General features: G+C 51.6%; 8 protein-coding genes. 5 read left to right on the top strand and 3 right to left on the bottom strand.

What is annotated here, in order from left to right:
- Positions 1-121: 121 nt before the first annotated feature.
- The gene (locus tag ACEQ15_RS17855) at positions 122-691 is read right to left on the bottom strand and encodes a LysR family transcriptional regulator (protein WP_370280614.1); all 570 of its coding nucleotides are present in this window, start codon (positions 689-691) and stop codon (positions 122-124) included.
- 119 nt (positions 692-810) lie between these two features.
- On the opposite strand from ACEQ15_RS17855, the gene ACEQ15_RS17850 reads away from it, so the two are divergent.
- The 5 genes from ACEQ15_RS17850 (at position 811) to ACEQ15_RS17830 (ending at position 5,278) form a co-directional block, all read left to right on the top strand.
- On the top strand, positions 811-1,230 hold the full coding sequence (locus ACEQ15_RS17850) for a DoxX family protein (RefSeq protein ID WP_370280613.1): 420 nt from the start codon (positions 811-813) through the stop codon (positions 1,228-1,230).
- An 85-nt stretch (positions 1,231-1,315) separates the two neighbouring features.
- The gene (locus tag ACEQ15_RS17845) at positions 1,316-2,278 is read left to right on the top strand and encodes a glutathione S-transferase family protein (protein ID WP_370280612.1); all 963 of its coding nucleotides are present in this window, start codon (positions 1,316-1,318) and stop codon (positions 2,276-2,278) included.
- Complete coding sequence (locus ACEQ15_RS17840; RefSeq protein ID WP_370280611.1) at positions 2,275-3,054, top strand: dioxygenase; 780 nt, start codon at positions 2,275-2,277, stop codon at positions 3,052-3,054. Before ACEQ15_RS17845 ends, ACEQ15_RS17840 begins: the two co-directional genes overlap by 4 nt.
- Before the next feature lie 326 nt (positions 3,055-3,380).
- Positions 3,381-4,250, top strand: coding sequence for a LysR family transcriptional regulator (locus ACEQ15_RS17835; protein ID WP_370280610.1), 870 nt, complete (start codon positions 3,381-3,383; stop codon positions 4,248-4,250).
- A gap of 107 nt (positions 4,251-4,357) precedes the next feature.
- Complete coding sequence (locus ACEQ15_RS17830) at positions 4,358-5,278, top strand: AEC family transporter (RefSeq protein ID WP_370280609.1); 921 nt, start codon at positions 4,358-4,360, stop codon at positions 5,276-5,278.
- Positions 5,279-5,297: 19 nt separating this feature from the next.
- On the opposite strand, the gene ACEQ15_RS17825 is transcribed toward ACEQ15_RS17830, so the two are convergent.
- Both ACEQ15_RS17825 and ACEQ15_RS17820 read right to left on the bottom strand, forming a co-directional pair.
- Positions 5,298-6,293 (bottom strand): diguanylate cyclase, encoded by a 996-nt coding sequence (locus ACEQ15_RS17825; protein ID WP_370280608.1) that lies wholly within the window; start codon positions 6,291-6,293, stop codon positions 5,298-5,300.
- Positions 6,294-6,626: 333 nt separating this feature from the next.
- Positions 6,627-7,198: TetR family transcriptional regulator (locus tag ACEQ15_RS17820; protein ID WP_370280607.1), on the bottom strand; the 572-nt coding region annotated here is incomplete at its 5' end.

The raw sequence follows: 7,198 nt of genomic DNA, 5'->3' as shown, positions 1-7,198 counted from the left end.
ACGGCGGGAAAGGGATGAAAATTGAAAAGTATGTGGTACCATTTTGTAAACGGCTGATGGCTTGTGGGAATTGTATAGACACCAATAACCATAGGGCTTTCAGCCGTTTTCGTATATACCTTCATGAAAAATATGGGTTAAGGTCAGTGGGTGATTCCGGCATGCCGTAGCGCTCGATAAAAGTGGGCGAGGCGCACAGTAACATCCGGATAGAACCAATACGCCGTGCGATCAGGGCGGAGTCCTCCAGCTGTCCGATACGGATTGCGGTATCAAAGCCTTCCGCGACGATATCAACGTATCTGTCATTAAACATCAACTCGACGTTGAGCTGCGGATTCGCCTCAACCATCTTTGCGATAAACGGCATCAGGACCTGCTCACCGAAGGTGACGGGGGCGGAGATGCGCAACCGTCCGACCAGGTTTTGGTTCTCCTTACGCACGCGTGCTTCCAGCGTGGCGATGTCATCCAGTACTTTTTTTGCTTCTTCGTAGTAGCTCTGCCCGGTGGGTGTGAGCTGCATGCTGCGGGTGGATCGGGTGATCAGGCGCACATCCAGCAGCTCTTCCAGTTGAGAGATATGGGTACTGATCAGTGGTGTGGTTTTACCGAGTCGCTTGCCGGCGGCGGTGTAGGTTCCTTCTTCGGCAACAGCGATGAAGGAGGTCATCAGGTTGAGTTTATCCATATTGTTAAATAATTCTAAATAATCACTTAATTATTTTGATTATTGTTTAGATTGTTGGTTTGGTCAAAAATTCTTCTCAACAAAGACATTCACTACCGAATTCCACGAGGAGAGTAACCATGAACACCAACGCACAATACGCAGCAACTGTACTTCGCCTGTCACTGGGCATCATGTATCTGGCACACGGTCTGCTGAAACTGATCGTTTTCACCCCGGAAGGCACTTCAGGTTTCTTCGTTTCCCTTGGCCTGCCAGCATTCTTTGGTCCACTGACCATGGCGGTCGAGATTGGTGCAGGTATCGCCCTTATCCTGGGTATCTTCAGCCGTTGGATTGCAGCTGCACTGATTCCGGTACTGTTTGGTTCCATCGTGCTGGTGCACGGCGCAAGCGGCTGGTTGTTCAGCAACCAAGGTGGTGGCTGGGAGTACCCTGCATTCCTGATCGCAGCATCCGTAGCGCAGTTCCTGTTGGGTGATGGTGCCTTTGCCTTGAAACGCTCCAAGTCTGATGGAACCGCGGCTCAGACTGCTTAACGACACAAACCCCATTTGCCCGCCGCTCAGTAGCCTGCGGCGGGCATTTTTTATAGTGAAAGACAGAGAGTAGAAGGAGCAGACCATGTTGGTGAACGGTATCTGGGAGAAACGCTGGGACCCGGTTCAGAAGCAGGATAAGCAGGGGCGCTTTATTCGCCAGAGCAGCGCATTCCGTGAACGCATTCCGGCAGATGTTGTGGAGGCGATGATCGCAGGAGAATACAAAGAGCCTCGTTACCAGCTGTATGTGGCGTATATATGCCCGTGGGCAACACGCACACTGATTGCCCGTTCTCTGTTTGGATTGGAATCCCACATCGAAGTGAAAGTGGTTGAACCGCAGCTCAGCGACTATGGCTGGAAGTTTGGCGATTATCCTGGTTCCACCCCTGAATCGGATGTGCCGGTACAGTACATGCACGAGCTGTATACCCAAACTGACTCGCAATACACCGGTCGTGCTACCGTGCCGGTGCTTTGGGATCGCCTGGAAGAGCGGATCATTAACAACGAATCTGCCGATATTCTGACGATCTTTAATGAAGATCTTAAACCGCTGCACAAAGAAGATCTGAACTTAAGTCCCGATCCGTTTCTGATTGAAATCGATGAGTTTAACGAGCGGATCTACCACAGCCTGAATAACGGTGTGTATCGTGCCGGTTTTGCGACGAGTGCATTGGCGTATCAGGAAGCTTATAACGATGTATTTGAGACCCTGGATTGGTTGGAAGCACACTTCAGCAAGAATGAATATGCAGTGGGTGATCAGCTGACGGAGAGTGATATCCGTTTGTTTGTGACCCTGGTGCGTTTTGATGTGGCTTACTACGGCCTGTTTAAGACCAACAAGAAGCGTATTACCGATTATCCTGCATTGTCGGCCTATCTGGACCAATTACTGCAGATCCCAGCGTTTAGGGACAACACCAAGGTTGATCATATCAAGGCGGGTTACTATTCCATTCAGGCGCTTAACCCAAACGGGATTGTGCCGGAAGGGCCGGAACTGCCTTGGTTTAAATGGTTTAAGGAGGATGTATGAGCACACGTGCACCGGTGATGTTTATTGGTCATGGCTCGCCAATGTTTGCGGTCGAGCCTGGCAAACCGGGTGAGCTGATGCGAGAGTTCAGCGCGCATTTCGTAGATGTTGAGGCCGTGCTGATTATATCGCCTCACTGGATGACGCGGGGATTGGAGATCACCGCGGCTGATTCGCTGGAAATCATCCATGATTTTGGCGGTTTTCCGCGTGAGTTGTATCAGCTACAGTACGATGCGCCGGGATCAGGTTCTGTGGCAGAGACTGTTCAATCGGTACTGGTTGAATGTGGATTCGACGCTTCTCTCAATCATTCGCGTGGACGTGATCATGGTGCCTGGGTACCGATGATCCATCTGCTGCCAGACGAGAAGCTTCCGGTTCTGCAGCTCTCGCTGGATGCGAACATGGATCCTGATGAATTGGTTCGATTGGGTGAAACGCTGAAAGGTTTGCGGGAACAGGGGATTGCTGTGATCGCCTCCGGTAGTTTGACCCATAACCTCTATGAGATTCAGCATTTGGAAGCAAAACCAGCTGACTACGTCGGGCGATTTACCCGCTGGGTGCGGGAACAGGTCGAAGCCCGTGAGGTACAGGCGTTAAGTGCACCACACCTGCTGAGCGATGATTTTGCGCGGGCGCATCCATCTGCTGAGCATTATTTGCCTCTGTTGATTGCGATGGGGGCGACTGATGAGTCTGATCGGTTGTCTGTGTTGGATGGGGGAGTTCAGCATGGCGTGATTTCGATGGAATCGTATGGGTGGGTTTGATCCTTTGGCTAAGTTTGCAATGTCTCTGTAGCAGCCCTCTCTGAGGGCGACCTTTTTACCTTGGCGGTATGTCGCGGTCGGAGACCGCTGCTACACAAGATAAATACTATCGTAGGTTGGTCACCGCGAAGCGGTGCCCAACATGTTAGGCATCGCGTTGCGATGGCTAACCTACACGCTTACTGATTGCTTCGCCAACATCCTTGGAGCAACAGTCTCCGACTGCGACTGTTCGAAACTCTGTAGATGTCGCCCTGCTACAGATGTTATCCCCGATACTGTGCTAGATTGGTCTGAATCTATTGATCAGCTTTTAGGGATTTCACGTGTCGATCAAAGCCCTCCGAACCCTCCGTGCCATTGTTCAGCAAGGCAGCTTTGCCGCTGCCGGGGATAAGCTTGGCCTGACTCAGGCGGCGGTGAGTATCCAGATCCGTCAGTTAGAAGAGCAATTGGGCGTCACGCTTTTTGATCGGGTGGGGCGTAACCAAGTACTCAACCATGATGGTCGCTTGGTTTTGGAGCGTGGTGAGCAAATTCTGGATATGTATGATCAGCTGGGTAATGGCCTTGGGCATGAAGGCCAGTGTAAGGGCGAGCTGCTGATCGGTGCGGTATTCAGTGTACAAACCGGTGCGCTGGGGCCGGTGCTGGCGCGGCTTCGGGATCGTTACCCGCAACTTAAGATCAAGGTGATGCGTGGAATGTCGATCGATCTGGCAGAGCGTGTGGAGAGCGGTGAGCTGGATGCCGTCTTGATCACGGAACCACAGCGTAAGATTGCCGAGCGGTATGACTGGAGCACTCTGGAGTGTGAACCGTTTTATGTGGTGGCGCATAAAAACCTGCCGGTGCAATCGGATGCTGAGATGATTCGTACCTATCCCTTTATCCGTCTTGATCCCCGCGCCTGGGCAGGCACGATGATCGATAACGAATTGCGCCGTCGGGGCATTACGCCGGATGAGATGATGGAGCTGGATTCTCTACAGGCTGCACTGATGATGGTAGAGCAGAAACTGGGCGTGACCGTAATGGCGTTGGGCAAGCGCAAGGCAGAATACCTGCGTCAGACGTTTTCCCTGGTGCCGTTTGGGGATCCGGTGATTCATCGAAACGTAGGTGTGTACCAGCGCCGTGAACATAGCCGCAAGGCATTGGTTCAGGCGGTGATCGACGAATATATTGCTCTCTAATACATAAAAATATTTAAACAAAAATCGTAAAAAATATAAATTTTTATCGTTTTTGATTGGGCGTAAGCTTGGCGGCAGTTGTAGTTCATTTTCCTTAGGGGAGCATCATGCCTGTCGCCATCGAAGCGCTGATTCCTATCATTCTTACCGTACTGATCGGCTATCTCGCCCGTCACCGCTTTGGGGTGGGTGAGTCCGTTTGGGCCGGTATCGAAAAGCTCACCTATTACCTCTTTGCACCGGCGTTGCTGGTGGTCTCACTGGCAAACAAACCGTTATCCGATCTGGCATGGGGCGAGGTTTTGGTGACGCTGGTGTCGGTGCTGTTGCTCTGTAGTGTGCTGATCATCGTTTGGCAGTGGTTTATCCGGCCGGTGGATCTGCCTTCGTTTACCTCCATGTTCCAGGGGGCGGTGCGCTTTAACAGCTTTATTGCACTGGCGCTGGTGGACAACCTGTTCGGCGCGGAAGGCCTGATGGTAGGTGCGTTAGCCACGGTAGTTATTGTTGTATCGGTCAATATCCTGAGTGTGTCTGCGTTCTCGGTAACCAATCCAGACAATGGTGGTTGGCGAAAGCTACCGTATCAGTTAGTGACCAACCCACTGATCATCGGCTGTTTCCTGGGGCTGATGCTGAACCTGACCGGGATCGGTCTGGCACCCGCGCTCGATAATATGCTGCTGATGTTAGGTAAAACCGCATTGCCGATGGCGTTGCTGTCAGTAGGTGCTGCACTGCGCCTGGGTAATGTGCGCAGCAGTATGGATATGATCGCGGTAACCTCGGCAATTCAGTTTATTGCCAAGCCGTTAGCAGCGTTGTTTGTGGGGCAGTGGTTTGGATTGGAAGGCTTAACTGCGATTGTGGTGGTGATCTTTATGGCGGTACCAACTGCGCCATCTGCTTATGTGTTGGCACGGCAGTTGGGCGGGAACTACCAGGCGATGGCGTCGATCATTACCGTGCAGACGGTGCTCGCGTTCTTCACTTTGCCACTAACACTGAGTTTACTGTTGCCCGGCTGATTCCAACCGGGCAACAACGCTATTCGATGAATGGCTCTTCGAATTCGCCTACCTTGCGGCCGTGTTTCTTTTTGTACATCAGCTTGTCCGCCTCTTCGATCATCTGATCAAGTGAGATCGGGTGCAGGCCGGAGCGGTAGACATAACCGTAGCTGATCGGGTTGTCGGCGAGCAGTTCATTGTCACCGCGGATGCGGTTGTACTCGGTTTCGATCCGATCACATACGAGTTCCACTTTGTCATCTGCACAGGTGAGCAGTACAACAAACTCGTCGCCACCGATTCGCGCGATGATATCGTTTTCACGGCAGGCATATTTCAGAGCTTCAGCCAGCGCGATGATGCAGTCGTCACCGGCGTTATGACCATGGGTGTCGTTCAGCTTCTTCATGTTATCGATATCGAGATATACGAAGCCGAAGTTCAGGTCGAAGCGTTTGGCATCTTTAACCAGTTGATCGCCCAAAATCTGTAGGCCGCGACGATTGCATACACCGGTCAGCTCATCAGTCAGGGCGAGGGTTTTGATCTTGTCGTAGGCGAACGCCATTTTCAGATCGGCATTGATTAGGTCACGCAGTTGCTCAAGCAGCTCAATCTGTAACGGTTGGTAATCGGTGCTCTTGGTGTCGATAACACAGATGGTGCCGAAGAGGGTGCCATCTGGCCACAACAATGGCAGGCCAAGGTAGGAACGCACCGGGCCATCACAAACCGGCTCTACGGTTTTCCAATCATCATCGTTGATGGCGTCGTTAACGTAGAGACCTTTGCCGGTTTCCATGATCTTGCGACAGAAGCTACGCATCTCCCAAGGCCAGGAGCTGTCACGTTCTAAGAAGTTGTCTTCGTTGGCACTGGCTACAACTGCGTTGAACTCGTCCTGACGGAGCTGGACGATAGTGCCGCAGGCTGCGTTATACAGCTGGGACATCAGGTCAACGGTTCCCTGCCATTTGTCTAAGTCTATCGATTCGATGGGATATCGGGACAGACACTGCTGGGTATCAATCATCAAATGTTACCTGTGAAAAGTCGCACTCTTCTCAATTTTCTGGCGCGTGTATCGTCGATCATTCCAGGCTCGTGAATTCGATATAGGTGTCCGTACCTTCGATGTTTGGTCGTTGTTGCGTTTGTCGACATTTCCCGGTCGCTGTTTTGGCATTCTGTGCTGCGGTATTTCATGCAGCAATGGATGCCGGGCTCAATCATTACTTATTGATTCAACAGAACTCTTCCCCTGAGTTCGCGACAACGTCATACCAATCTAGCAGGAGTAGGGATCAATATCCAAGTATGTGATCAAGAACATACATAAATATCCGTATCCGTTTGAAAACTCCGGTTAATTAGAGTGCAGAATCGACTCGACAAGCCGTTTGGTTTCGTCGATCAAATTTAGGTCCTGCCGTACCTGAAGTCGGGCAACCAGACCCTCATAAATAAGTTCGAACATCAGGGCGTGGGCCGCATTAATTTCGCATAGTTGCAGGCGCCGTTGAGTCTCTGCAAGTGATGCCGCTTTGTGTGCGATGGCAACCTGATGGATCGGGTTGTTTTCGTCTGGGTATTCGCCGGTCGCGTTGAGGAACACACAGCCGGTAAATTGGTTGTTTGTGATCAGGTCGGCCAGTTGGTCAAAGCGCTCCAATATGAGCGAGTAGTCTGGTGTTCTGTCCGGTTCAATCATCCAGCTGGCTTGTACCTGTTCACTGAATGCCTGCAATGCATCCCGAATCAGCAAATCCTTGGTAGGAAAGTGACGGTACATGGTGGTTTTGGAGATGCTGGATACCTCGGCGATGCGGTCGATGCCGGTGGCGTGGAAGCCTTCACGCATAAACAGGTCCAGGGCGACATCAATCAGTTGCTGGCGTTTTTTAGACATAGTGGAGGTGTTTTGGCTTGAGAAAGCTG

It is taken from the genome of Pontibacterium sp. (genome assembly GCF_964228735.1).
Taxonomy (GTDB): domain Bacteria; phylum Pseudomonadota; class Gammaproteobacteria; order Pseudomonadales; family Balneatricaceae; genus Pontibacterium.
This window is presented reverse-complemented; position numbering and strand designations above follow the sequence as displayed.